Source organism: Castellaniella sp. (assembly GCF_049671645.1).
Taxonomy (GTDB): domain Bacteria; phylum Pseudomonadota; class Gammaproteobacteria; order Burkholderiales; family Burkholderiaceae_B; genus Castellaniella.
Genome location: NZ_JBATVG010000014.1, coordinates 114,701 through 140,077, shown reverse-complemented (window position 1 = coordinate 140,077; position 25,377 = coordinate 114,701). Strand labels below are relative to the sequence as shown.

At 66.4% G+C, this 25,377-nt stretch carries 20 protein-coding genes; 11 read left to right on the top strand and 9 right to left on the bottom strand.

Translation table 11 applies throughout. The features are described from left to right. The first annotated feature begins 188 nt into the window (after positions 1 to 188). Positions 189 to 554 (top strand): DUF2325 domain-containing protein, encoded by a 366-nt coding sequence (locus WBG56_RS05260; protein ID WP_424265965.1) that lies wholly within the window; start codon positions 189 to 191, stop codon positions 552 to 554. Between the two features lie 45 nt (positions 555 to 599). On the opposite strand, the gene WBG56_RS05255 is transcribed toward WBG56_RS05260, so the two are convergent. From WBG56_RS05255 to uvrA, 4 genes are all read right to left on the bottom strand, one after another. Beyond that, entirely contained in the window at positions 600 to 1,208 is a 609-nt protein-coding gene (locus tag WBG56_RS05255; protein ID WP_424265963.1) for a C40 family peptidase, read from the bottom strand. Positions 1,209 to 1,364: 156 nt separating this feature from the next. After that, positions 1,365 to 2,153 carry an aminotransferase class IV gene (locus WBG56_RS05250; protein ID WP_424265961.1) on the bottom strand — a complete coding sequence of 263 codons (789 nt, stop codon included), beginning with the start codon at positions 2,151 to 2,153 and terminating at the stop codon, positions 1,365 to 1,367. Further along, positions 2,128 to 3,351, bottom strand: coding sequence for an aminodeoxychorismate synthase component I (gene pabB, locus WBG56_RS05245; RefSeq protein WP_424265959.1), 1,224 nt, complete (start codon positions 3,349 to 3,351; stop codon positions 2,128 to 2,130). Before pabB ends, WBG56_RS05250 begins: the two co-directional genes overlap by 26 nt. Then, complete coding sequence (uvrA, locus tag WBG56_RS05240) at positions 3,348 to 9,047, bottom strand: excinuclease ABC subunit UvrA (protein WP_424265957.1); 5,700 nt, start codon at positions 9,045 to 9,047, stop codon at positions 3,348 to 3,350. Before uvrA ends, pabB begins: the two co-directional genes overlap by 4 nt. A gap of 231 nt (positions 9,048 to 9,278) precedes the next feature. Here uvrA and WBG56_RS05235 point away from each other — a divergent pair, with 231 nt between their 5' ends. Together WBG56_RS05235 and WBG56_RS05230 are read left to right on the top strand one after the other, a co-directional pair. Continuing rightward, a complete protein-coding gene (locus WBG56_RS05235; protein WP_003803595.1) occupies positions 9,279 to 9,407 on the top strand; it encodes a hypothetical protein in 129 nt (42 codons plus the stop codon). A gap of 125 nt (positions 9,408 to 9,532) precedes the next feature. Continuing rightward, complete coding sequence (locus tag WBG56_RS05230) at positions 9,533 to 10,498, top strand: glycosyltransferase family 2 protein (RefSeq protein WP_424265955.1); 966 nt, start codon at positions 9,533 to 9,535, stop codon at positions 10,496 to 10,498. Between the two features lie 32 nt (positions 10,499 to 10,530). On the opposite strand, the gene WBG56_RS05225 is transcribed toward WBG56_RS05230, so the two are convergent. Next, the gene (locus WBG56_RS05225; protein WP_424265953.1) at positions 10,531 to 11,079 is read right to left on the bottom strand and encodes a hypothetical protein; all 549 of its coding nucleotides are present in this window, start codon (positions 11,077 to 11,079) and stop codon (positions 10,531 to 10,533) included. A 193-nt stretch (positions 11,080 to 11,272) separates the two neighbouring features. Between WBG56_RS05225 and ettA the strand changes: the two genes are divergently transcribed. The 5 genes from ettA (at position 11,273) to WBG56_RS05200 (ending at position 16,966) form a co-directional block, all read left to right on the top strand. Then, positions 11,273 to 12,946, top strand: coding sequence for an energy-dependent translational throttle protein EttA (gene ettA, locus WBG56_RS05220; protein WP_424265951.1), 1,674 nt, complete (start codon positions 11,273 to 11,275; stop codon positions 12,944 to 12,946). Between the two features lie 54 nt (positions 12,947 to 13,000). After that, positions 13,001 to 13,558, top strand: a complete 558-nt coding sequence (locus WBG56_RS05215; protein ID WP_424265949.1) for an isochorismatase family protein — start codon at positions 13,001 to 13,003, stop codon at positions 13,556 to 13,558. 116 nt (positions 13,559 to 13,674) lie between these two features. Continuing rightward, positions 13,675 to 13,902 (top strand): glycine zipper 2TM domain-containing protein, encoded by a 228-nt coding sequence (locus WBG56_RS05210; RefSeq protein ID WP_298013986.1) that lies wholly within the window; start codon positions 13,675 to 13,677, stop codon positions 13,900 to 13,902. Positions 13,903 to 14,138: 236 nt separating this feature from the next. Continuing rightward, positions 14,139 to 15,944 (top strand): acyl-CoA dehydrogenase C-terminal domain-containing protein, encoded by a 1,806-nt coding sequence (locus WBG56_RS05205; protein WP_424265946.1) that lies wholly within the window; start codon positions 14,139 to 14,141, stop codon positions 15,942 to 15,944. Between the two features lie 137 nt (positions 15,945 to 16,081). Beyond that, positions 16,082 to 16,966 carry an AEC family transporter gene (locus WBG56_RS05200; protein ID WP_424265944.1) on the top strand — a complete coding sequence of 295 codons (885 nt, stop codon included), beginning with the start codon at positions 16,082 to 16,084 and terminating at the stop codon, positions 16,964 to 16,966. Positions 16,967 to 17,326: 360 nt separating this feature from the next. Here WBG56_RS05200 and minE read toward each other — a convergent pair whose 3' ends face one another. The 4 genes from minE to WBG56_RS05180 form a co-directional block, all read right to left on the bottom strand. Next, entirely contained in the window at positions 17,327 to 17,608 is a 282-nt protein-coding gene (gene minE, locus WBG56_RS05195; protein WP_424265942.1) for a cell division topological specificity factor MinE, read from the bottom strand. A 2-nt stretch (positions 17,609 to 17,610) separates the two neighbouring features. Then, positions 17,611 to 18,426, bottom strand: coding sequence for a septum site-determining protein MinD (gene minD / locus WBG56_RS05190; RefSeq protein ID WP_424265940.1), 816 nt, complete (start codon positions 18,424 to 18,426; stop codon positions 17,611 to 17,613). Between the two features lie 103 nt (positions 18,427 to 18,529). Then, positions 18,530 to 19,300: a septum site-determining protein MinC gene (gene minC, locus WBG56_RS05185; protein ID WP_424265938.1), complete on the bottom strand. Its 771-nt coding sequence runs from the start codon at positions 19,298 to 19,300 to the stop codon at positions 18,530 to 18,532. Between the two features lie 7 nt (positions 19,301 to 19,307). Next, positions 19,308 to 21,059: a glutamine--tRNA ligase/YqeY domain fusion protein gene (locus tag WBG56_RS05180; protein WP_424265936.1), complete on the bottom strand. Its 1,752-nt coding sequence runs from the start codon at positions 21,057 to 21,059 to the stop codon at positions 19,308 to 19,310. A 32-nt stretch (positions 21,060 to 21,091) separates the two neighbouring features. On the opposite strand from WBG56_RS05180, the gene WBG56_RS05175 reads away from it, so the two are divergent. The 3 genes from WBG56_RS05175 to WBG56_RS05165 are packed head-to-tail and all read left to right on the top strand — an operon-like array spanning position 21,092 to position 25,239. Further along, positions 21,092 to 22,441 carry a cytochrome ubiquinol oxidase subunit I gene (locus WBG56_RS05175; protein WP_424265934.1) on the top strand — a complete coding sequence of 450 codons (1,350 nt, stop codon included), beginning with the start codon at positions 21,092 to 21,094 and terminating at the stop codon, positions 22,439 to 22,441. Next, entirely contained in the window at positions 22,438 to 23,487 is a 1,050-nt protein-coding gene (locus WBG56_RS05170; RefSeq protein ID WP_424265932.1) for a cytochrome d ubiquinol oxidase subunit II, read from the top strand. Before WBG56_RS05175 ends, WBG56_RS05170 begins: the two co-directional genes overlap by 4 nt. Before the next feature lie 3 nt (positions 23,488 to 23,490). Further along, a complete protein-coding gene (locus tag WBG56_RS05165; protein WP_424265930.1) occupies positions 23,491 to 25,239 on the top strand; it encodes a ClcB-like voltage-gated chloride channel protein in 1,749 nt (582 codons plus the stop codon). Positions 25,240 to 25,377: the final 138 nt, after the last annotated feature.

Here is a 25,377-nt window from a genome sequence, read left to right as displayed (position 1 = left end):
TGATCCCTGACCATCGGCTGAAAATCACCGCAACCTGCTTTCAAATAGGGCGTAATTCTCTGAGGCCGTCGCGACGGCGGAGACGTTTTGTGGCATGTGAAAATTGCATTCTTGAATAAGAATGATTATTATTTATGTTCATTGGAAGAAGCCCGTTTCTTCCTGTTCCTTTTCCAGGAGCCACTCACATGGCGCAGTCTCAAGTCAGTGCATTGATCGTCGGCGCGGACCGTCTGGGCAATATTCCGGATCTGCTGCGCGACCACAATATTGCGATCCGGCACCACATCAGCGGCCGGGATCCCTCTCATCAGAAAAAAGCGCCGGCCTTGCCGTCGGGAACGGACCTGGTGATCCTGTTGACGGATTTCCTGGGGCACAACGTCATGAAGACGTTCCGGGCGGCCGCCCAGCGAGCCGGGGTGCGTGTGCTGACCTGCCGAAGATCCGTGTGCAGCATGCAGCAGGCTCTGGACCAGTGCGGCTACTGCAAGGCGTGTCCTTTGCGGCAGAATGCCGGGGCGGTCGTATCGGCCGGAGTGCGTCTGAACTGAGGCTGCGGGATCGGAGGAGGCTGCGGGCCCCTGTCCCCGGGGGCGTCAGCGCTGCGCGGTTTCGGGTTGGACCTTCAGGCGGCGGGCGCCGTTGTAGCGCTTGCGCCAGTAGGCCACGTCCATGCTCTCGACGCGGATGGCCGCGCCGGTGCGCGGCGCGTGCACGAACTTGTGGTTGCCCAGATAGATGCCGACATGCGAAAAGCGGCGGCCCAGGGTATTGAAGAACACCAGGTCGCCGCGGCGCAGTTCGCCGCGATTGACCGAGATGCCCTCCTGGGCCTGGCTGCTGGCGGTGCGCGGCAGCTTCAAACCCAGGGATTTTTCCGCCGCGTAGGCCACCAGGCCGCTGCAATCGAAGCCTTCGCCGGGCGCATCCCCGCCATAGCGATACTTGACCCCCAGGAACTTAAGGGCCGTGGCGGCCAGGGTCTTGGGTACCTGGCTGGAGGGCGCCTCGGACTGCGGATAGTCGATGGCCAGCTGGTCCTTGCTGTCCAGCCAGGCGCCGAGGGGATCGGATTGGGTGCTGAGCAGGTAGCTGTCGCGCAGCAGGTGGTTGGAACTGGCGTCCGCCGTCTGGCGGGGCTGGGTGGCGCATCCTGCCAGGGCCACTGCGCTGGCGCACAAAGCCAGTTTCAAAAGACGCGCCACGAATGGGGTGGGCTGGAATGGAAGTGCGCAGGCGGAATGTGGCGGTGGCATGGGTTCTTGAGTTCTGTCTTCGGCGTGCGGCCTGGGAAGGCCAGTGAACGCCTGAGGGTTGAAAAATTTGCCCACCCTGCGGGGCAACCGTCCGATTCTAAAGGATCATGCTCGTGGGGTAAAGCTGTGCATGTCACCAGCCTGTGTTTCCACCCAGTGTCGGGTTTCCTGATCCAGTCGCGCATCCAGCCAGCCGCGCAGGGCGTTCGACACCCGCAGGGCGGGCGCTGCGCGCAGGTCGGCCAGGCTCAGGTCCGCTTCGCTGACCAGGCCCTGATCCAGCAGCCACTGGCGCTGGACGCCGGGCAGCAGGCCGCCGTTTGCGGTGGGTGTCAACCAGCGGCCCTGGGGGTCGCGGACATAAAGATTGCAGCGGCTGCCTTCGCACAGGAGGGCCGATGCGTCGCCGAACACCAGATCGAAGTAGTCCGTATGGGCCTGCAGCCAATGTTGGGCGGCGTCGAACCAGGGGCGGCGGGTCGTCTTGTGCCGCCGCCAGAAGTCGTCCGGGAACCGGGGCTCGGGGGAAGGCGGCGGGCAGGGTTCGGCCGTGGCGTCCGCGGATGCGTCGCCCAGAACTTCTGCGGCGATGGCCAGGCGGACCGGCACGGGAGTCTCGGGCAACGGCGCGGCCGCCAGCGAGATCTGGCCGTCGGCCGCCAGCAGCAGACGGAGGCGCCAGGCGGCCCCGGGGCCAGTCGGCGGCCGACTGTCGGGAGCATCCAGTGAGGCGGCGCGGATGCCGGCCGACACCCGGGCATCCAGCTCGGCGAGGTCCAGTGGATAGCCCAGCGCGGCGGCCGAGGCCAGCAGCCGCGCCCGGTGTCCGGGCCACAGAGCGATCCGTCCGTGCTCCAGACGCATGGTTTCAATCAGGGCGGGTGGCGTCGTCATAGGGGGTCCAGCGGTCCAGGATTCTGGCCTTCCACAGGCATTCCTGCCATTCTTCATCGGCCTTGGAGTCGAAAACGATACCACCGCCGACACCGAACCGGGCCTGGCCGTCGCGCACTTCGATGGTCCGGATGGCGACGTTCAGGGAAAAATCGCCGTTGGGCGCCAGCCAGCCCACGCTGCCGCAGTAGATGCCCCGGCGCCGGTTTTCCAGCTCCTGGATGGCCCGCATGGCGGCGATCTTGGGGGCGCCTGTCACCGACCCGCACGGAAACAGGGCATGCAGCACCCGGGATAACGGTACGTCGGGCGCCTCGGCCTGCACCGAGGATGTCAGAGTCCAGACGGAAGGATAGCCCTCCAGGCTGAAGAGGGCTGGCACGTGCACAGTGCCCGGCGTGGCGAGACGCCCCAGATCGTTGCGCAACAGATCGACGATCATCAGGTTTTCGGCGCGGTTCTTTTCGCTGTGAAGCAGTGCTTCCGCCGCCTGCCGGTCCTGTGTCGGATCAAGGTGTCGCGGGGCTGTGCCCTTCATGGGGCGGGTCAGCAGGCGGCCGCCCTGGCGGGCGACGAACAATTCGGGCGAGAGCGATAGCACCCAGCGGTCGCCGTCGCGCAGGCAGGCCGCCTGGGAAACGGGATGGCGGGCGATCAGGTCCTGGTAGACCTGCGCGGGCGCCAGCGCCGCCGGCCAGTCCAGTTGCAGGGGAATCGTGTAGTTCACCTGATAGAAGTCGCCGCGTGCGATGCCGTTGCGGATCGACGCGACGGCCCGGGCATGCTCGGCTTGTGATCGGCCGCTGCGCAGGCGCAGGTCCGGCGCGGCGGGCTGTTGGGGCGACGCGGCCGGTGTGTCGCGGGCGGGTCGCGATGGGAACCGGGCAGGCTGGCTGTCCGGTTCCCATCGACCGTGTTCCTGCGCCCGGGCGTACACCAGCGCGGTCAGTCGGGGCAGGGGGTCCGGCTCCCGATCGTGCGGGTCGGACCCGCCGGGGCCCGCGTCCAGCCATGCGCCCAGTTCGTAATCCAGCAGCAGGGCCACCCAGCGGCCGGCCTTGCGGGCGGCCTCGATGGCGTCCCAGGCCGCCGGCAGGTCGGCCCGGCGGTGAACCGCGATCCGGTCGATCGGCTCGTCCAGGCGCAGCGACCAGCCGCTCAGGCGGTTTTCAAACAGGCAAACGGGTGGGGTATTCATGCTGGGGTTGGTGTCCGTTGCAGGAATTCCGCCAGGATGCGGCCTGTGTGGGTGGGCGCTGCGCACAGATGTTCCGGGCTGCCCTGGGCCACCACCCGGCCGCCTTGCTCGCCGCCTTCCGGCCCCAGGTCGATGATCCAGTCGGCTTCGGCCATGATGTCCAGATTGTGTTCGATGACCACGACCGTATGCCCGGCGCCGACCAGACGGTGCAGCACGCCGATCAGTTTTTCCACGTCGGCGGTGGACAAACCCACGGTGGGTTCGTCCAGCACGTACAGGGTATGGGGCGCGCGCGACGCCCGGCCGGTGCGCAGCACGCCCTCGTCCAGATGCGCCTTGGTCAGTTCCGTGACCAGCTTGATGCGCTGGGCCTCGCCGCCCGACAGCGTGGGGGACGGCTGGCCCAGCGTCAGATAGCCCAGGCCGACGTCCTGCATCAACTGCAAGGCGCGGGCGATCTTGCGGTGCGCGGAAAAATGACCGATGGCGTCGTCGACTTCCATGCGCAGCACGTCGCCGGCGCTGCGACCGTTCCACTGCACGCCCAGGGTTTCCTGGTTGAAGCGCGCGCCATGGCAGGCTTCGCAGGGCACCTTGACGTCCGGCAGGAAGCTCATCTCGATGGTGCGCATGCCCTGGCCTTCGCATTCCGGGCAGCGGCCATCGCCTGTATTGAAGGAAAACCGCGAGCCCGTCCAGCCGCGCAAGCGGGATTCCCGCGTGCTGGCGTAGAGTTTGCGGATGTCGTCCCAGAAGCCGACGTAGGTGGCGGGGCAGGATCGGGGGGTCTTGCCGATGGGCGTCTGGTCGACTTCCAGCACCCGGTCTATGGCTTCCCAGCCGCGGATGTCGCGGCAACCCTGCCAGGGGACGGACAGGCGGCTGTTCACCCGGCGGCTGAGGTTGTCCAGCAGCACTTCGCGGGCCAGGGTGGACTTGCCGGAGCCCGACACCCCGGTCACGACCGTCAGGCGTCCCAGGGGGATGCGGGCCCGGGCCTGGTGCAGGTTGTGCAGACTGGCATCGATGATCTCGATGGCCGGGGTCTGCGCGTCCACGGCCCGTCGGCCGTTCATGGGGTGGCGCAGCGGTTCGCGCAGGTAGCGGCCGGTCAGCGACGCCGGATGGCGGGCGATGTCGGCCACCGTGCCCTGGGCGACCACCATGCCGCCGCGCGTCCCGGCCCCGGGGCCGATGTCGATCACATGTTCGGCGCGGCGAATGGTGTCCTCGTCGTGTTCGACGACGACCAGCGTATTGCCGTTGCCTTCCAGGCGGCTCAAGGCGTCCAGCAGGATGCGATTGTCGCGCGGGTGCAGGCCGATGGTGGGCTCGTCCAGCACGTAGCACACCCCCTGCAGATTCGACCCCAGCTGGGCCGCCAGGCGGATGCGCTGGGCCTCGCCGCCCGACAGCGTGGGGGCGGCCCGGTCCAGGGCCAGGTAGCCCAGCCCCACGTCCATCATGAAGTCCAGGCGGCCGCGGATCTCCGCCAGGACATCGCGGGCGATCTCGGCCTCGCGCCCCTGGGTGCCCAGGCCCAGGAAAAAGCGCTGGGCGTCGCTGACGGGCAAGGCGGCCAGTTCGGCGATGGAACGATCGTGCCAGCGGAAGGCCAGGGCCACGCGGTTGAGCCGTTGGCCGTGGCATTGGGGGCAGGCAGACAGGGCGTCGTCCGGACTGGACTCCAGCCAGGCGGATTCCTCGCCGGTCTGTTCTTCCGTGAAGCCCGCCAGGGACAGGCCGGTGCCGAAGCACCCCGGGCACCAGCCGTGGCGCGAGTTGTAGGAAAACAGGCGCGGATCGGGTTCGGGGAAGCTGGTGCCGCAGTTCGGGCAGGCCCGCTTGATGGAGAAGGTCAGCAGCAGCGGTTGAGGGGCCAGGCCCGCTGCGCGGCGGGCCTCGATCGTGGCGGGACCGGCGGCCGTCAGGCCCGTCAGGACGCGGAAACTGCCGTGGCCCAGGGCCAGCGCGGCACGCACGGCGTCGCGCAGCCCCGCCTCGTCGCGGACGTCCACGATCAGGTCGCGCACCGGCAGCTCGATCGTGTGTTCCTGGTAGCGATCCAGGCGCGGCCAGGGGGCGACCGGGATGAATGCTCCGTCCACGCGCAGATGGGTGTGTCCGTGCGAGGCCGCCCATTTCGCCAGGTCCGTGTAATAGCCTTTGCGGGCCACGACCAGCGGCGCCAGCAGCCCGATGTGCTCGCCCGCGTGGTCGCGCAGCAACTGGGCGACGATCTGCTCCGGCGTCTGGGGGGCGACCGGCACCTGGCAATCCGGACACATCTGCGTGCCCAGGCGCACATACAGCAGGCGCAGGAAATGGTGGATTTCCGTCATGGTGGCGACGGTGGACTTGCGCCCGCCCCGGCTGGTGCGCTGTTCGATGGCCACGGTCGGCGGGATACCGTAGATGGCGTCCACGTCGGGCTTGCCTGCCGGCTGCACGATGGCGCGGGCATAGGCGTTCAGGGATTCCAGATAGCGGCGCTGCCCCTCGTTGAACAGGATGTCGAAAGCCAGGGTGGACTTGCCCGAGCCGGACACCCCCGTGACGACGGTGAAGGCATTGCGCGGGATGTGGACCTCGATGCCTTTCAGGTTGTGTTCGCGGGCATTGACGATGTGGATGTCGGCGCTGGCGGATGCCGACGGCGGCCGTGGCGCGGGCTCTTGGAGCATCAGCGCCGGGCTGTCGAGCAGGCGGGTGTAGTCGGCCAGGGCCTGTCCGGTGTGGGATCCGGCTTCCTGCATCAGTTGCTCGGGCGAGCCCTGCGCCATGATGCGGCCGCCCTGGTCGCCGCCTTCCGGCCCCAGGTCGATGATCCAGTCCGCCGCGCGGATCACGTCCAGGTTGTGTTCGATGATCAGCAGCGAATGCCCGGCCGCCAGCAGTTTGCGGAAGGCCCGCATCAGCCGGGCGATGTCGTCGAAATGCAGGCCGGTGGTGGGTTCGTCGAACAGCAGCAGGCTGCCCTTGAGCATGCCCTGGGGCGCGCGGGATTTGGCAGCCTGCGCCAGATGCCCGGCCAGCTTCAGGCGCTGCGCCTCGCCCCCCGAGAGGGTGGGCACGGGCTGGCCCAGGCGCACGTATTCCAGGCCCACATCGACCAGCGGCGCCAGGCCCCATTGCACGTCGCGCAGGCCCTTGAAGAATTCCGTGGCCTCGCTGATCGTCATGTCCAGGACTTCGTCGATGGACGCGGTGCGGCCCAGGTGCTCGATGCGCACTTCCAGGATCTGCGGCCGGAAGCGGCGGCCGTTGCAATCCGGGCAGCGCAGGTAGACGTCCGACAGGAACTGCATTTCCACGTGTTCGAAGCCGGTGCCGCCGCATCCCGGACAGCGCCCGTCTCCGGTGTTGAAGCTGAAGGTGCCGGCGGTGTAGCCGCGTTCCTGGGACAGCGGGGCCGCCGCGAACAGTTTGCGGATGGCGTCGAAGGCGCCGACGTAGCTGGCCGGGTTGGATCGCGCCGTCTTGCCGATGGGCGTCTGGTCCACCAGGACGACGTCGGCGATCTGCTCGGCGCCCAGCAGGGCGTCGTGTTCCCCGGGCGCTTCGGTCGGGCGGCCCATGCGCTTGAGCAAAGCCGGATGCAGCACGTCCTGCACCAGCGTGGATTTGCCGGATCCCGACACCCCGGTCAGGCAGACCAGTCGCCCCAGCGGTAGTGAAAAATCGATGCCCTTCAGGTTGTTGGCCCGCACGCCTTGCAGCAACAGGCGCGGGGTCTTGTCCGCCACGGGCATGGGGCGGGGCGCCTCGATGCGCTCGCGGCCGCCGAAATAACGACCCGTCAGCGTGTCGGCCGCCGCCAGCTGCGCCGGGGTGCCGTCGAAGACAATGTGCCCGCCGCGTTCGCCGGGGCCGGGGCCGATGTCCAGGATGCGGTCGGCCGCCACCATGACCTGAGGGTCGTGTTCCACCACGACCAGGGTGTTGCCGTGATCGCGCAGCCGCTGCATGACCTGCACGATGCGATGGATGTCGCGGGGATGCAGGCCGATGGACGGTTCGTCCAGCACGAACAGCGTGTTGACCAGCGATGTGCCCAGGGCCGTGGTCAGGTTGATGCGCTGGACTTCGCCGCCCGACAAGGTGCGGCTCTGGCGGTCCAGCGACAGGTAGCCCAGGCCCACGTCGCACAGGAAGCGCAGCCGGGTGCGGACTTCATCCAGCAGTTCGGTCAGGGCCTCGTCCAGGGCCTGGCCCAGTTCGATGTGTTCGAACCAGTCGCGCACGCGCTCGATGGGCAGGCGCATCAGGTCGTGCAGGCCCAGGCCCGGCAGGTCGGCCAACTGCTGGGCGCTCCAGCGGGCGTGCGCGGGCTTGAAGCGCGGGTAGCCGGGTATGGCATCCGTGTCGCGGCCCAGCCGCCACAGCGTGGCGTCGGCTTTCAGGCGGGCGCCCAGGCACACCGGGCAGGGGGTGTAGCTGCGGTATTTGGACAGCAGCACGCGCACGTGCATGCGGTAGGCCTTGGTTTCCAGCCAGTCGAAAAAGCGCTGGATGCCGTACCACTGATGCTTCCAGGCGGATGACCCGCCCTTCCAGTCGGGCGCGCCGTGGATCACCCAGGTTTTCTCCGCCGCGGTCAGGTCGCGCCAGGGCGTGTCCAGGCGGATGCCGATCCTGGCGGCATAGCGCTCCATTTCCTGCTGGCATTCCTTGTAGCTGGCGGTCTGCCAGGGCTTGACGGCGCCGTCGCGCAGGCTGCGCGTCTCGTCCGGGACGACCAGCCCATAGTCGATGCCCATGACCCGGCCGAAGCCCTTGCAGGCCTCGCAGGCGCCCAAGGGCGAATTGAACGAGAAGGTGCTGGGCAGCGGAGTGCTGTATTCGATGTCGCACTGGGCGCAGTGCAGTCCGGCGCTGAAGCGCCAGGCTTCTTCGTGGTCGTCGAACAGAGCGTAGACCGTCAGCCGCCCGTTGCCCTGGAGCAGGGCGGTTTCCAGGGCCTCGTCGACCCGGGCCGCCTCGGCATTGCCCAGGCGGAAACGATCCTGGATGACATGCAGGCGACGGCCCGCGGCGGCCGCCTTGCTCTTGGCCGGGCGGGACGCTTTCGCGGCCTGCGGGTCGATGGCGGCCGACGCCGCCGGCTGCGCAGCGGCATCGGTCGTGCCCGACGCGCCGGCAGCGGGCTCGTGCACGCGCGTGTAGCCTTGTTGTTCCAGGAAGCCGCGCACCTCGTCCTCGGTGAAATTGCCCGGGACCGTGATCGGAAAGGTGACGACCAGACGAGGGTCGCTGGCGGCGCACAGAGCATCCAGCTGCCGCCGGATGCTGGTCGGGTTGTCGCGCACGACGGGGCGGGCGCAGCCGGCGCAATGCAGATGGCCGGCGCGGGCATACAGCAGCTTCAGGTGATCGTTCAGTTCCGTCATGGTGCCCACGGTGCTGCGCGAATTGCGCACCGGGTTCACCTGGTCGATGGCGATGGCCGGCAGGATGCCCTCGATGCGGTCCACCTGCGGTTTGTCCATCCGGTCCAGGAACTGGCGGGCATAGGGCGAAAAGGTTTCGACGTAGCGGCGCTGCCCTTCCGCGTAGAGGGTGTCGAAAGCCAGCGACGATTTGCCCGAGCCGGATACGCCGGTCACCACCAGCAGCTCGCCGGTGCGGACGGTGACGTCCAGGTTTTTCAGGTTGTTCTGGCGGGCGCCGAAGATGCGGATGGGTGCGTTCATGACGTCATCATAATCTGCGGCCGGGCCGGGCGGCGAGGGTGGTCCGGCGGGGCTCGGGGATATTGCGGGCAGCCGCGGCGCGGCGGCCGGCGGCGGGTTCCGGCAACAGATCGGAAGCATGTGTTACCAGACCCGCCCGGGAAGCTGGTCCGGCTTCAGGGCCAGAGGCAAGGAACTTTGCTAAAATGGCGTGTTTTGCATTCAAGCCCGCCTTACACCCAGGAGATTCTCATGGCCGAAATCAAACGCACGCGGCGCAATACGCTCGAACGCCGTTGCCTTGGCAAAGCGTTCAAGCGTCTTTTCGTGCGCGCCCCCAAAGGCGTCTTCAAGATGCTGGAAAAGGTCAAGCGCGTCTGATGACGCATCCGGACCTGCCGTATTGTTTGCATACAATTCGGCATCGGGGAAACCACGGACACCGTCGTCCGTGGTTTTTTTTTGCCGCTATCATGAAGCCCTGAGGACAGGAGGAGTTCACCGGCATGGCTTGCTGGCGTCATTTATTTTCTGTCGTCACCCCCACTTTCAACCGGGCGCACACGCTGGAACGCGTCTATCTGTCTTTGCAGGAACAGTCGTTCCAGGACTTCGAATGGGTGGTGGTGGACGACGGATCCACTGACCATACCCGCACGCTGGTGCGGGGGTGGCAAGAGGAAGCCAGCTTTCCCATTCGTTACATCTGGCAACCCAATCAACATAAGAAAACAGCCTTCAATAATGGCGTGCGCCAAGCCCGGGGCGAATGGCTGGTGGCCATCGACAGCGACGATGAACTGGACCCCAACGCCTTGTATCAGATGGCGCAGGTCTGGGACCAGGTGCCCCCGGCCCAGCGCGGCCGCTACGTGGCGATCACAGGGCTGTGCGCCCGGCCGGATGGCCGGGTGGTGGGGGACATGTATCCCCATGACGTGATGGACATCACGTCGCTGGACATGACGTTCCGCTACCATGTGCGGGGGGAAAAATTCGGCTGCCTGCGCACCGATGTCCTGCGTCAGTTTCCCTTTCCGGAAGACATCCCGGGCTTCGTGCCCGAGAGCCTGGTGTGGCGTTCCATCGCCCGCGCGGGCTATCTGACGCGCTTCGTCAACCAGGTGTTCCGGGTCTATCACGACAGTGGTGACGGCCTGTCGTGCCAGCGGAAGGCGGCCGACAGCAGCCGTCATGCGCTGGGCTTGTGGCTGCTGTCCTATGACACCGTGGAATGCTGTCTGCCGTGGTTACGCTACCAACCGTCATCCTTCCTGGCGGCGGCCGTGCGATATACCCGGTTTGCCCTGCATTTACGCGCCCGCCGCGTGGCCCGGCCCCAAGGGCGGCGCCTGACCCATCCGCTGTCCCGGCTGTTGGTGGTGGCCATGTGGCCGGCCGGGGTGATCCTGTATGCGCGGGATCGCGTGCGCGACGCCGCCGCTCGCAGCAAGCATTCCGTGGCGACCTGACCCGCGAGGCAGACGCCGACTCAGCGCATCGATCAGTGCAGGGTGCGGCCCGCGCCGGGCATGTCGTCCTCATCGCCGCCGTTTTCGCCGGCATCGGGTTCATCGATGTCGGTGGTGTCATCCTCGTCGTCGGGCAGGTCGGCCTCCGACAGTTCGAAGGGCAGCAGTTCGGACAAGGTGTCCGACCAGCCCGCTTCCTCGCCCTGGGCATCGACCTTGATGTAGCGGCAGCCGTCCAGTTCGGACAGCTGGATGGCCCACAGGAATTCGCAGTCGATCGGCTGGCCGTCGCTCAGGTCCAGCCCGCCGCCGTTGCCCAGGAACCGGGCGCCGGGACCGCCGGCCTGGACGCGCGGGCGGCCCTCGACCTCGTCGTCGGGGCCCAGGGGCAGGGCGAACAGCGCCCATTCGAAGCCTTCGTCTGTTTCCACGACGATTTCGGCAATGACGGGCTTGCCCATGTAGGCGCACAGGGCGTCGGCCGTGCGGCCCAGCAGATCGGCCTCGGCGGCGGTGAAGGTCAGCATGGTGGTGGTCCGGGAATTCAGAAAGTCGGTCTTCGCCCATTGTACGGTCTGCATCGGAGTTCTTGCGGAGAGCCTGCGGGGGCAGGCATGGAGAGGACCCACACTGGCGCAATGGACCGCTCCCGGCAGGCCGACAGCCGCTGCATGCATCCATATACGGCATACTTGCATGCCCGCGCGACGTCCGGCCTACAATCGACCCTTTATGCGGGCCGAATCCCTCGGCCCGAGCTTTGACGGTGACGCCATGGCACAGTACGTGTATTCCATGAACCGGGTGGGCAAGATCGTGCCCCCCAAGCGCCAGATCCTGCGCGATATTTCCCTGTCCTTCTTTCCCGGCGCCAAGATCGGCGTGCTGGGCCTGAATGGTTCCGGCAAATCCACCCTGCTGAAAATCATGGCCGGGGTGGACAAGGACATCGAAGGCGAGGCCATCCCCATGGCGGGCCTGCAGATCGGCTATCTGCCCCAGGAACCGCAATTGGACCCTGAACACACCGTGCGCCAGTCCGTCGAAGCCGGCCTGGGCCAGGTATTCGAGGCCCGCCAGCGGCTGGACGAGGTCTATGCCGCCTATGCCGAGCCGGATGCCGATTTCGACGCCCTGGCCGCGGAACAGGCCGAGCTGGAGGCCGTCATCGCGGCGGCGGCCACCAGCGGCAGCGACGATATCGAAACCCAGATGGAAATCGCCGCGGATGCCCTGCGCCTGCCGCCCTGGGATGCCATCGTCGGCAAACTGTCCGGCGGTGAAAAGCGCCGGGTGGCTTTGTGCCGCCTGCTTTTGTCCAAGCCCGACATGCTGCTGCTGGACGAGCCCACCAACCACCTGGACGCCGAATCGGTGGAATGGCTGGAAGTCTTCCTGCGCCAGTTCCCGGGCACGGTCGTGGCCGTGACCCACGATCGCTACTTCCTGGACAATGCCGCCGAATGGATCCTGGAGCTGGACCGGGGGCACGGCATTCCCTGGAAGGGCAATTACAGTTCCTGGCTGGAACAGAAAGAAGACCGCCTGAAGCACGAGGAATCCGCCGAATCAGCCCGCCAGCGCACCATCAAGAAAGAACTGGAATGGGTGCGGCAGAACCCCAAGGGCCGCCAGGCCAAGGCCAAGGCGCGCCTGGCGCGCTTCGAGGAACTGTCGTCGCACGAATACCAGAAGCGCAACGAGACCCAGGAAATCTTCATTCCCGTGGCCGAACGCCTGGGCAACGAGGTCATCGAGTTTCGCAACGTCTCCAAATCGTTCGGCGACCGGCTCCTGATCGACGATCTCAGCTTCAAGGTTCCCGCCGGGGCCATCGTCGGCATCATCGGCCCCAATGGCGCGGGGAAATCCACGCTGTTTCGCATGATCGCCGGTCAGGAAACCCCGGACGCCGGCGAGGCCGTGCTGGGCCAGACGGTCAAGCTGGCTTACGTGGACCAGTCGCGCGACTCCCTGCCCGACGACAAGACCGTGTTCGACGCCATTTCCGATGGCGCCGACCTGCTGACCGTCGGCCGCTTCGAGATGCCTTCCCGCGCCTATCTGGGCCGCTTCAACTTCAAGGGCGCCGATCAGGGCAAGCAGGTCGGCAAACTCTCGGGCGGCGAACGCGGCCGCCTGCATCTGGCCAAGACCCTGATTGCGGGCGGCAACGTACTGTTGCTGGACGAACCCTCCAACGATCTGGACGTGGAAACCTTGCGCGCCCTGGAAGACGCCTTGCTGGAATTCGCCGGCAGCGTGCTGGTCATCAGCCACGACCGCTGGTTCCTGGACCGGATCGCCACGCACATTCTGGCCTTCGAAGGCGATTCCCAGGTGGTGTTCTTCGATGGCAACTATCAGGAATACGAGGCCGACAAGCGCCAGCGCCTGGGCGAGGAAGCAGCCCGGCCGCACCGGATCCGCTACAAGGCTCTGAAGTAAATCCGACTGGCCGGCCGCCACGGGGGCCTTCTGGCCGACGATATGGAGTGCGTCATGACAACCAGGGATGTGAACCAGGCCTTGCTGACGGCCAGCGCCAGCCTGCTGCTGATCGTGGACATGCAGGAAAAGCTGCTGCCGGCGATCCAGGATACCGATGCCTTGCGGGGCCGGGTGGCCCGGTTCGCCCAGGCGGCCCGCCTGCTGTCCGTGCCGGTCTGGGCCACCGAGCACTGGCCGCAGAAGATCGGTCCGACCCACACCGATCTGGCGCCCCATATCGACCGGGTCGTCGCCAAGACCCATTTCAACGCCTGCCGCGAAGCCGTTTTTCTGCGGCAGTGGCCGGCGGGCCGCACCCGGGTGTTGTTGACAGGCACCGAAGCCCACATCTGCGTGTTACAAACTGGGCTGGGCCTGGCCCAGGCCGGCTACGAGCCCGTGCTGGTCACGGACGGCATCGGCTCCAGGCATCCGTCCGATCGGGCGGCGGCCTGCGAGCGCTGGCGTCGCTACGGGCTGGAAACCGTCACGTCCGAGATGGCCCTGTATGAGTGGCTGGAAACGCCGGCGCACCCGGCTTTCCGAGACGTGCTGGCCCTGGTGAAATAAGGGTTTTTCGGGCTTGCGGGCGGTCCGACCCGAAACAAATGTAGCCTCGGCTCACAGTTTCCGCTCTGGCGCCGGGTTATAAAGAAATCAAGGTATTCAAAGAAGGAGAGCCTCCTATGACTATTCGTACCCTTGGGAAATTCAGTGCAGTGCTGGTGTTGGCGACCGCCATGGCAGGCTGCTCCTCCTGGGACAACATGAGCCATCGTCAGAAATCCGCCGTGACCGGTGCCGGACTCGGAGGTGTGGCGGGAGCTGTGATCACAGGCGGCGGTATCCTGGGTACGGTCGGCGGCGCCGCCATCGGCGGCGTGATCGGCGATCAAGTCGGGAAGAACCGCTGATCGGCAGCACGGGCGGCTAACACACGGCGTCGGGATCCGTCTCCGTCCCGGCCGATTCAAGGGTCTTTGCGGCAATCGTCGCAAAGACCTTTCTTTTTGGGTTTTCCTCTTGCCGACCTTGACTTTCCGGGCGATCTCGACTTAAATTCAAACGATCGTTTGAATTAATGTGAGACCCGGCTGTTCCTGTGCTGGCGCTGCGCCAGCCGGATGGCCAACCACCCGGAGACCTGGAGATGCCCGACTATAAAGCCCCTTTGCGCGAGATTCGTTTCGTGCGCGACGAGGTCCTGAATTATTCCGATCACTACCAGTCCCTGCCGGGCTGTGGGGACGCCACGCCGGACATGGTCAATGCGATCCTGGAAGAAGGCGCGAAATTCTGCCAGGAAGTGCTGGCGCCCCTGAACTCCGTCGGCGACCGCGAGGGCTGCACCTGGTCGCCGGATGGCGTCGCCACCCCCAAGGGCTTCAAGGAGGCCTACGCACAATACGTGGAAGGCGGCTGGCCGGCCCTGTCGCACGATCCCGCCCATGGGGGCCAGGGCTTGCCCGAGTCGCTGGGCATGGCCATCAGCGAACTGATGGGCGAGGCCAACTGGGCCTGGGGCATGTATCCCGGCCTGTCGCATGGCGCCATGAACACCCTGCAGGCGCATGGCACGCAGGAACAGCAGAAAACCTATCTGGAACCCCTGGTGTCCGGCAAATGGACCGGCACCATGTGCCTGACCGAATCGCACTGCGGCACCGACCTGGGCATGTTGCGCACCAAGGCAGAACCCCAGGCGGACGGCAGCTACAAGATCAGCGGGACCAAGATCTTCATTTCCGCCGGCGAGCACGATATGGCGGAAAACATCGTGCACATCGTGCTGGCCCGTCTGCCGGACGCCCCGGCGGGAACCAAGGGTATTTCCCTGTTCATCGTGCCGAAGTTCCTGCCGGACGGGCAGGGCGGCCTGGGCGCGCGCAATGCCGTCAGTTGCGGATCCATCGAGCACAAGATGGGCATCCATGGCAACGCCACCTGTGTCATGAATTTCGACGCAGCCACCGGTTTTCTGATCGGCGCGGCCAACAAGGGCCTGAACTGCATGTTCACCTTCATGAACACGGCGCGCCTGGGCACGGCCATCCAGGGTCTGGCCCACGCCGAGGTCGCCTTCCAGGGGGCGAACCAGTACGCCCACGACCGTCTGCAGATGCGGGCGCTCAGCGGCCCGAAATTCCCGGACCAGCCGGCCGACCCCATCATCGTGCATCCCGACGTGCGCCGCATGCTGCTGACCATCAAGGCCTTTGCCGAGGGCAATCGGGCGCTGCTGTACTACGCCGCGCAGCAGGTGGACATCGCCCACTACAGCCAGGATGCCGAACAGCGCGAGCTGGCGGACAAGTTGCTCAGCTTCCTGACCCCGATCGCCAAGGCCTTCATGACGGAAACCGGCTTCGAGGCCGCCAATCTGGGGGTGCAGGTGTTCGGCGGCCATGGCTACATTTCCGAACACGGGATGGAGCAGAACGTGCGCGACAGCCGCATTTCCATGCTGTACGAAGGTACGACCGGCGTGCAGGCGCTGGACCTGCTGGGTCGCAAGGTGCTGATGACCCAGGGCGAGACCCTGCGCGCCTTCACCAAGGTCGTGCACAAATTCTGCAAGGCGCAAAGCGGCAACCGGGCGATTGCCGAATTCGTGAAGCCTCTGGCCGAACTGAACAAGGAATGGGGCAGCCTGACCATGAAGATCGGCATGTCGGCCATGACCAACCGCGAGGCGGTGGGCGCGGCTTCGGTCGATTACCTGATGTATTCCGGCTACGTGACTCTGGCGTATTTCTGGGCCGACATGGCGCGGGTCGCTGCTGAAAAGCTGAAGGCCGGCGAGGGCGACAAGGCCTTCTACCAGGCCAAGCTGCATACGGCCCGCTTCTATTTCACCCGCATCCTGCCGCGCACCCTGGCGCACGCGGAAGCCATGAAGGCAGGGCCCGCCGTGCTGCTGGATCTGCCGGCCGAGGATTTCGCCCTGGGGTATTGATCCGTCGGAACCAGCGGCCTCGGCCGTTGCTTGTGCAAGGGGGCTGCGCGATGCAGCCCCCTTGCGCGTCCGGGCGTCCGTAAGCCCGTCATGCGGCCGCTGTACACTGGGCGCTTTGCTTGATCTGCGACTCCGACATGCTGCTGACCCTGCTGAACATTGTCCTGCCCGTGTTTGCCGTGGCGGCCCTGGGCTATGTCTTCGGGCGGCGCCAGGTCCGACCGCCGGACATGGGGTTCATCAACCATGCCAATGTGATGGTGTTCTGTCCGGCCCTGGTGTTCTCGGCCCTGCTGGACAACCCCGTCGATCTGGCTCAGGGGTGGCCGCTGGTGGCGGCGGGGGTGTTGATCATCATCGTGCCGGGGCTGCTGCTGGCCTGCATGCGCTGCCGAGGGGTGTCGCGCACGGCCTTCCTGGTGCCCGGCATGTTTCGCAATACCGGCAATATCGGCATTCCGCTGATGATGCTGGCGTACGGCAAGGGCCTGCTGGGCGACATCGTCGTGTTGTTCGTGCTGTCGAATCTGCTGCAGTTTTCCCTGGGGCTGTTCCTGCTGTCGCGCGGCCGCAATCGCTGGCTGTGGCTGCGCAATCCGAATATCTGGGCGGCTGTGCTGGGGGTTGTCCTGGCGCCGCATCGGGACTGGATTCCGGCGTTCGTGACGACGTCCATTGATCTGACAGGACAGATCGCCATCCCTCTGATGCTGTTCGCCCTGGGGGTGCGGCTGTCCCAGGATCGCATCGAGAAGCTGGGGCTGGCCCTGCGCATCAATGCGCTCTACCTGCTGGCGGGGCTGTTGACGCTACCGTTCGTGTTGTGGCTGCTGCCGTTGACGCCGGAATGGGCGCGCCTGGTGGCATTGTCGGTGATGCTGCCGCCGGCCGTGCTGAATTATCTGCTGTCGGAACAGTACGGCGTGGAGCCCAAGACGGTGGCCAGCGTGGTGCTGCTGGGCAATCTGCTGTCCGTGGGGGTGATTCCGCTGGTGGTCTGGGCGACGTTGACCTGGATATGAGGTGGCGGCCCGTTTCGGGCTGTGCAGAGCGGGGCTGCCGGCCGCTCACCTCGCCCGGTCCCGGCGTTGCCGGGACTCCCCAAGATCAACGGCATCATCGGGGCGCTCGCCAAACGCGCGGGGTGCTCAGTCCCCCGGACTGAGCACAAGCGTCCCGCTTGAACGGTGGCTCGCTTGCCACCCCGCTGATGCCGTTCATCTTGGCGGGCTCGAAGTTCGCGACCGGCAGCCCCGCTCTGCACAGCCCGAAACTACAAACTCGCAGTCCGGGGCAAGCGGACGAAGATGCGCGTCCCGTCCAGTTGCGGACTGCTTTTACACGTCGCGGCTTGCAGGCCGCTTTGATTCGGCAGGCGCGAATCAGCCCGCAGGGGCTGGTTTGCGTCCGGCCTCGTCCTGGGGCATTTCGATCTTCACTTCCAGGACCTCCAGAGAATCCTGGCGGTCGAGGTTGACCTTGATGTCTTCCGGGTTGATCTGGACGTATTTCGAGATCACCGCGATCAGTTCCTGCTGCATCTGCTGCAGGAAGTCCGGGCTGTGGCCGCTGCTGCGTTCATTGATCAGGATGAGTTGCAGCCGGTCTTTGGCGATGCTGGCCGAATTTTTCTTTGATCCGCGCAGGAAATCCAGGAACGACATGCTTATTTACCCCCGAAAAGCCGTTTGAACAGGCCCGGTTTTTCGTAGTCGACGAAACGCAGCGGCTTTTCTTCGCCCAGATAGCGGGCGACCACGTCCTGGTAGGCCAGGGCCACGTCGGTCTCGTCTTTGTGGATGGCGGGGATGCCTTCGTTGGAGGCCTGCAGCACGATTTCGGATTCGGGGATCACGCCGATCAGGCGGATGCGCAGAATGTCCTCGATGTCGCCCAGCGACAGCATTTCGCCGTCGGCTACACGTTTGGCGTTGTAGCGGGTGAGCAGCAGGTGTTCCTTGATGGGTTCCTCGCCTTTTTCGGCGCGGCGCGACTTGGCCGACAGGATGCCCAGGATGCGGTCGGAGTCGCGGACGGAGGAGACTTCCGGGTTGGTGACGACCAGGGCGTCGTCGGCGAAGTACGAGGCCATGATGGCGCCGGTTTCGATCCCGGCGGGCGAGTCGCAGACGATGTATTCGAAATCCATGGTCTGCAGATCGTTCAGGATCTTTTCCACGCCTTCGCGGGTCAGGGCTTCCTTGTCGCGGGTCTGCGAGGCCGGCAGGATGTAGAGGTTGTCCAACTGCTTGTCGCGGATCAGGGCCTGGTTCAGTGTGGCTTCGCCCTGGATGACGTTGACGAAGTCGTACACGACCCGCCGTTCGCATCCCATGATCAGGTCCAGATTACGCAGGCCGACGTCGAAATCGATGACGACGGTCTTGTGGCCGCGCATGGCCAGGCCGGCCGAAAAACTCGCGCTGGTGGTGGTCTTGCCCACGCCCCCCTTGCCGGAAGTGACTACAACGATGCGCGCCATAGTGTTGGTATTCCCCTGTTTTCAAAGTTCATGACATCGTAAAGCAAAATGCGGCGGTACATAGGGCAGGTCGTGGCCGAACGTATCCGCATTTGACGATTTTTTAGAGTGCCCGGATTCGCAGCGTTTCGCCGTCCAGCGTGATCTGGGCAGCTTGATTATGCAGTGTTTCCGGCAAACGGGTTTCAACCACCCGGTAGACGCCGGCGATGGCCAGCAGTTCCGGGTCCAGTTGGGTGGTCAGGATCATGGCGTCGGCGCGCCCCTGGGCGCCGGCCATGGCCTTGCCGCGCAAGGGGCCGTAGACGTGGATGTGACCGTCGGCGATGACCTCGGCCCCCTGGCTGACCTGACCCATGACGATCAGATCGCCGCCCTTGGCATAGATGCGTTGGCCGGATCTCAGCGGGTGGCGGACGACCAGCGTCTGGCTGGCGCCGGGCGCCGCGGTCTTCGGGGTGTCCGGCAATGCCGGCGCGGCAGCCGCCGCGGCCGGGATCAGGCTGACGGCGGGCGCATCGTCCCGTGTATCGGATGGGTCCGGATTGCCTGTGGCGGCGGGGCGGCCGGCCGAGGCGTCCAGCGGCGCCAGACCCGCCTTCAGGGCGGATGTCTGCAGGGCCGGGTCGATCTGCGCCCCGATGGGATGCAGGTGGTGCTTGCGCAGCGCGGCCATCAGGGCCTTCCAGTCGGGGGCCTGCTCCAGGCCCAGCGCGTCCAGGATGACGGGTTCGTTTTCGTAGAAGGCGCCGGCCTCGCGCATGCGCTCGTCCAGCGCCTGCAGCAGGGCGTGGGTATCGGCCGTGTGCAGCACGGCGCGCAGCGTGTAGAGTGTCGCGCTCTTGAAATCCAGCGTGTCGGATCGGGTAGCCATGGTGGTATCAGGCCCAGGTGTCGCGCAGGGTCACGGTGCGGTTGATCACCGGTCGGCTGGCGCTGGAATCGTGGCGGTCGGCGACGAAATAGCCCAGCCGTTCGAACTGCCAGCAGGCGCCGGGCTCGGCCCGGGTGCCCGGTTCCAGCCAGGCCTGCGTGATCCGGCAGGAGTCCGGGTTGATGGCCTGCAGGAAGTCCTGGTCGCCCCGATCAGGGTGGGCCTCGCGGAACAGCCGGTCGTACAGGCGGATCTCGGCGGAGATGGCGTGCGCCGCGCTGACCCAGGTGATGGCGCCCTTGACCTTGACGGCGTCGGCGCCCGGGGTGCCGCTGCGCGTGTCGGGCAGGTATTCGCAATGGACTTCGACGATGTCGCCCTGATCGTTTTTCACACAGCCGGTGCAGCGCACCACGTAACCGTATTTCAGGCGCACCAGGTTGCCGGGGAACAGGCGGAAGTATTTTTTCGGGGGCTCTTCACGGAAGTCGTCGCGTTCGATCCAGAGTTCGCGGGTCAGCGGGAATTCGCGCCGCGCGCCGTCCGGGTCATGGGGATTGACGGGAGCGGTGCAGGGTTCGGTGCGGTCGGCCGGGAAATTCGTGATGACGAGCTTGAGCGGGTCCAGCACCGCGACGGCGCGGGCGGCGGTCGGGTCCAGGTCGTCGCGCAGGGCCTGCTCCAGCACACTGTAGTCGATGCGGGAATCGGCTTTTGCGACGCCGATCCGTTCGCAGAACAGGCGGATGGCGCCCGGCGTGTAGCCGCGGCGACGCAGGCCCGCCAGCGTCGGCAGGCGCGGATCGTCCCAGCCTTGCACGTGGCCTTCGACGACCAGTTGGCGCAGTTTGCGTTTGCTGGTCACGACGTAGCTGAGATTCAGCCGGGCGAATTCATATTGGCGCGGCAGCGGAGCCGCCAACTGGCCCAGTTCGGCCAGGCGTTCGAGGATCCAGTCGTAGAACGGACGCTGGTCTTCGAATTCCAGGGTGCAGATGCTGTGCGTGATGCCTTCCAGGGCGTCTTCCACCGGGTGCGCCCAGGTGTACATGGGGTAGATGCACCAGGTGTCGCCCGTGCGATGGTGGCTGGCGTGGCGGATGCGGTAGAGCACCGGGTCGCGCAGATTGATGTTGGGCGAGGCCATGTCGATGCGGGCGCGCAAGGCCATGGCGCCGTCCGGGTATTTCCCGTCCCGCATGTCGCGCAGCAGGGCGATGGATTCGGCCGCCGGGCGGTCGCGCCAGGGAGAATCCTTGCCGGGCTCGGTCAGGGTGCCCCGGGTGGCGCGCATGTCGTCGGCTGACTGCTGGTCGACGTAGGCGTGCCCGGCCTGGATCAGGGCTTCGGCGAATTGATAGAGCGTTTCGAAATAATCGCTGGCGTAGAAGCAGTGTTCCGTGCCGTTGGCCGACCAGTCGAAGCCCAGCCAGTGGACCGTGTCGATGATGGCCTGGACGTATTCGTCTTCTTCCTTTTCAGGGTTGGTGTCGTCGAAGCGCAGATGGCAGATGCCCTGGTAGTCGCGCGCCAGCCCGAAGTTCAGGCAGATGCTTTTGGCGTGGCCGATGTGCAGGTAACCGTTGGGTTCGGGCGGGAAGCGGGTGCGGATGCGCGCGGGATCGACCGCCCCGGCGAGGCGCGCGCTGGCGGTGCTGGGCGGGAGCGCCCAGCGCCGGTCCTGGTAGCGGCCTGCTTTCAGGTCGTTGTCGATGATGGTGCGCAGAAAATTGGAAACAGGCGCGGCGTCGGTGGTCATACTGTCCGGTGCATAATAAACTAGCGCACATTATGACTCAAACCGCATGGGTTCTGTCGCTGACCCAGTTCTATCTGGGACTGGGTTTCATGCTGTTCTTCCTGGCGCTGGAACTCGGCCTGGCGTGGGTGCTGTTCGTCCTGCGCCTGCGGGCACGCCGTGGGGGCGCGCCGCTGCTGGCTTACCGCTTCTGGGTGCGCATCTACGCGCTGGCCCTGATCGTCGGTTTCGCGGCCAGCCTGCCGCTGTTGCTGCAGTTGGGCACGCTCTGGCCCGACTTCATGGATCGCGCCGGCGAAGTGGCCGGGCCGCTGCTGGCCATGGCCATCCTGACCGCGTTCATCTTCAAGTCCTGCTTCCTGGGGGCCATGCTGTATGGCCAGCGTTCGCTGTCCGATCGGGCGCATACGGCGGTCGTGGGCATGGTGGCGCTGGGCACATCGCTGACCGCATGGTGGATCGTGGTGTTGCTGGCCTGGCTGCAGTGGCCGGTGGGCACGACGCTGACCGACAATCACTACCAGATCACCGACTGGCCCGCGCTGCTGGGCGGGGCCGCGCCGGCCCTGTTCGGGGTGCTGGTGTCGGGCGGCCTGATGCTGGCGGCCACGCTGATGCTGTCGATCATGGCCCAGCGCACACGCTCGCGGCCCAGCGACGAGGGCGACCGGGCCGTGTTCGCGGGGAGCGCCTGGCTGCTGTTGGCGGCGCTGGTCCTGCAGGTCTGCATGGCGGCCTGGCTGGGACGCCAGTTGCTGCCGGTTCAGCCGGCCCGGGTGGCGGCGGTCGTGCCGCAGTGGCAGAGCGGGCCGGCGGAGCGCTTGTCCCTGCTGGCCTGGCTGGACGTGCCGGCGGGCCGCAATGCCTGGGTGCTGACCGGCCCCGCCGTGCCGCCGGACTGGTTGCCCGGCGCCGCGGCGGTGGATGGCGGCGTGATGGACAAGGTCCAGGGGCTGGATGACTTGATGGGCATGCGTCCACCCGTCTGGCTGACTTATGCCAGCTCGCGGCTGGCGGTTCTGCTGACGGGGATGCTGGCCTTGATGGCGCTGGTCGCCTGGTGGCGGGGCCGGCGCATGGGCTTCGAGCCCGACGGCCTCAGCGACCCCGGTCGCGCAGGGCTGCGCGCCATGGCCTGGGTGGCGCTGGGGGTGCAGGCGGCCGGATGGGGCCATTTGCTGGTGGGCAGCCTGCCATATGCCATCTACGGCACTGTCACGCTTCGGGAAATCGGCACCGTGCAGGCGCCGGGCACCCTGTGGTTGGTCCTGGGGCTGCAGATCCTGGTGTACGGCGCCCTGGCCCTGGGGTTTCGCCAATTGCTGGGTCATACCCTGCGCTACGGCGTGGTGCCGGTCGCTCGTCATCGGGGGCGCGCATGATTGATTCTTTGGCCGCGCTGGTGGGCCTGGGGGCGCAGGATCCCGCCTTCTGGATGCCCTTGGCCCTGATGGTGATCTTTTTCGCCGTGCTGGTGGCCGGCGTGTTGCTCGACGGTTTCGACATCGGCGTGGGTTGCGTGTCCCTGGTGGCGCCCACTGCTTTGCGGCCGCGCATGCTCTCGTTGCTGAGCCCCTGGCGGGATGCCAACGAATTCTGGTTGTTCCTGGGCATCGGCCTGCTGGCCGCCGCTTTCCCCTATGCCTGGTCGCAGACCTTGGGGCGTCTGTATCTGCCCCTGTCCCTGCTGGGTCTGGGGACCTTGTTGCGCTCGGTCTGCTTCGAGTGGCGGTTTCGGGCGCCGGTGGAACAGCAGGGCCGGTGGCAATTCGGTTTCGGGGCGGGCGCGGTCCTGGTCGCGTTTTCCCACGGCTATCTGCTGGCCCGGGTGGCGGTCGCCTACCAAGTCGGGGCGGGCTACACCGGCTTTGCCGTGCTGATGGGCATTTGCGCGGTGGCGGTCTACGGCCTGCTGGGGGCGGCCTGGCTGATGATGCGCGAAGCCGGGGAGCTCCGGGTCCGGGCGGTCGGCTGGGCGCGGCGCACCTTGCGCTGGAGCGCCGTGGGCGCCGTCGGCATATCGGTGGTGCTGGATTTTTCCAATGCCGGCGTCTTCCTGAAATGGGGCGATGGCGATCATTGGCTGGCCGTCGGGCTGGTGTGGGGGGCCTTGCTGCTGTGTTTCGTGCTGACGGAAATGACGCTCCAGCGGATGATCGCGCACAGCTACCGGGCCTCGGCCCTGCCTTACGCGCTGGTGCTGGTGATCGTGCTGTTGCTGCTGGGCGGGCTGGCCTACAGTTTCTTCCCCTACGTGGTGCTCGACGAGGTCACGCTCTGGGACGCCGCCGCCCCGGTGGCGACGCTGCGCCTGGTCCTGTCGGCCACGGTGATCGCGTTCCCGGTGGCGCTGATCTTCAATCTCTGGGTGTATTGGCGCATGTTGGGGCGTTCGCGTCCGCCCAGTCCGCCGGATTTTCGCGGTTGAGCCATGCGAAGACCTAGTCTGCGGATTCAGGCGGATGGGGTGACGGCCATGTTGTGCTGGGCGGCCCTGGCCGGACTGGGCGGCGCGCTCGTCACGATCGCCTTTCACGCCGGCATCCATGCCATCCAGCGCCTGTTCACCGAACAGCCGGGGCTGATCACCCAGGTCATGGGCAGCCTGTCCTGGCCGTTGCGCCTGCTGGTGCCCGCCGTGGGCGGCCTGTGCGCGGGCGCCTTGCTGGTGGCGGCCCGGCGGGTATCGCGCGACAAGCATTCCAGCTATATGGAGGCCGTGGCCATCGGCGATGGCCGCATGTCCCTGGGGCAGGGGCTGCTGCGTTCCCTGTCGTCGTTGTGCACGGTGGCGTCGGGCGGCTCGATCGGCCGTGAAGGCGCCATGGTGCACTTGGCCGCGCTCTGGTCTTCGGGCCTGGGGCGCTTGCTGCGGGTCGATACGGCGCATCTGCGCCTGCTGGCGGCCTGCGGCGCCGCCGCCGGGGTATCGGCCGCCTATGGCGCCCCGTTGGCGGGCGCCGTGTTCGTCGGCGAGATCATCCTGGGATCGATGTCTTTCCAGAATTTCGGTCCCTTGCTGGTGGCGGCGGCGGTCTCCAGCCTGGTCATGCATCTGACCGGCCACTACGAACCCCGCTATCCGCTGCCGGATCTGCAGGCGGCGCCGGTCGAATTGCTGCTGCCTTGCCTGGCCTTGGGCGTGTTGGCCGGGGTGGGGGCGGCCCAGTTCCTGCGGTGCATTCATGGGGTCAGGACGCTGTTCGACCGCACGGGACTGGGCCTGCCCTGGCGCCTGGCGCTGGGCGGACTCTTGCTGGGGGCTTTGCTGACCCAGTTGCCCGATATGGCGGGCAATGGCAATCGGGTGGTGCTGTCATTGCTGCACGACCACTGGGCCTGGCAGACCGTGCTGCTGATGCTGCTGTGCAAAGTGCTGGCGACCGCCCTGACGGCGGGTTCGGGGGCTGTGGGCGGGGTATTCACCCCGACCCTGTTCGTGGGCGGCGCTCTGGGGGTGTTGTTCGGTCAGGTGCTGGGCGATGCCTGGCCGATGCTGGCCGGGCACGGGGCGGTCTTCGCCCTGGTGGGCATGGGCGCCTTTCTGGCGGCCGCCACCAGCGCGCCGTTCATGGCCATCCTGATGATTTTCGAAATGACGCTCAGCTATCAGATGGTGCTGCCGCTGGTGCTGGCCTGCGTCGTGGCCTATTTCGTCTCGCGCGGTCTGGCGCAGGCCGTCATGTACGAGGTCACGCTGCACCACGAGGACAATCAGGCGCTGCGCCAGCGCCTGCGGCAGGCGCGGCTGGACAGCCTGCTGCGGCCTGCGGAAACCGTGGTGCGCACGACCATGCCGGTGCGCCAGGCCCAGGAAATGTTCCTGGATTACCCCGTCAAGTATCTGTACGTGGTGGACGAGGGCAATTGCTGGCAGGGCGTGATCGCCCAGCAGGACCTGACCCGCATGATGCTGGGGGAAATCGACGTGGCGGCCAAGACTTGCGGCGAGGTCCTGCGCCTGGATTTCGTCAAGCCCCTGTATCCGGACCTGAGCCTGGACGAGGCCCAGGCGCAGTTCAGCGCTTTCCAGGGCGAACGCCTGCCCGTCGTCAGCCGGGACCGGCCGGCGCGCTTGCTGGGGGTCGTCTATAAATCGGATCTGCTGGAACGCTATTCGCAGTTGAAGCGGGCCGTGGACAGCGAGGATGCTTTCGTGCTGTCGCCCCGAAGGCGGTGAGACACGCGCCCTGCCATGCGGCCGTCGTCCCTGGGACGGCGAGCCGGGCCGGACGGCTGGATGTCCCTCCTGTACGATATACTGTGATTTTGCACAGTCAGGCCTCTGTTTAACGCAGTTTTTTCGCAGCGCGGCAAT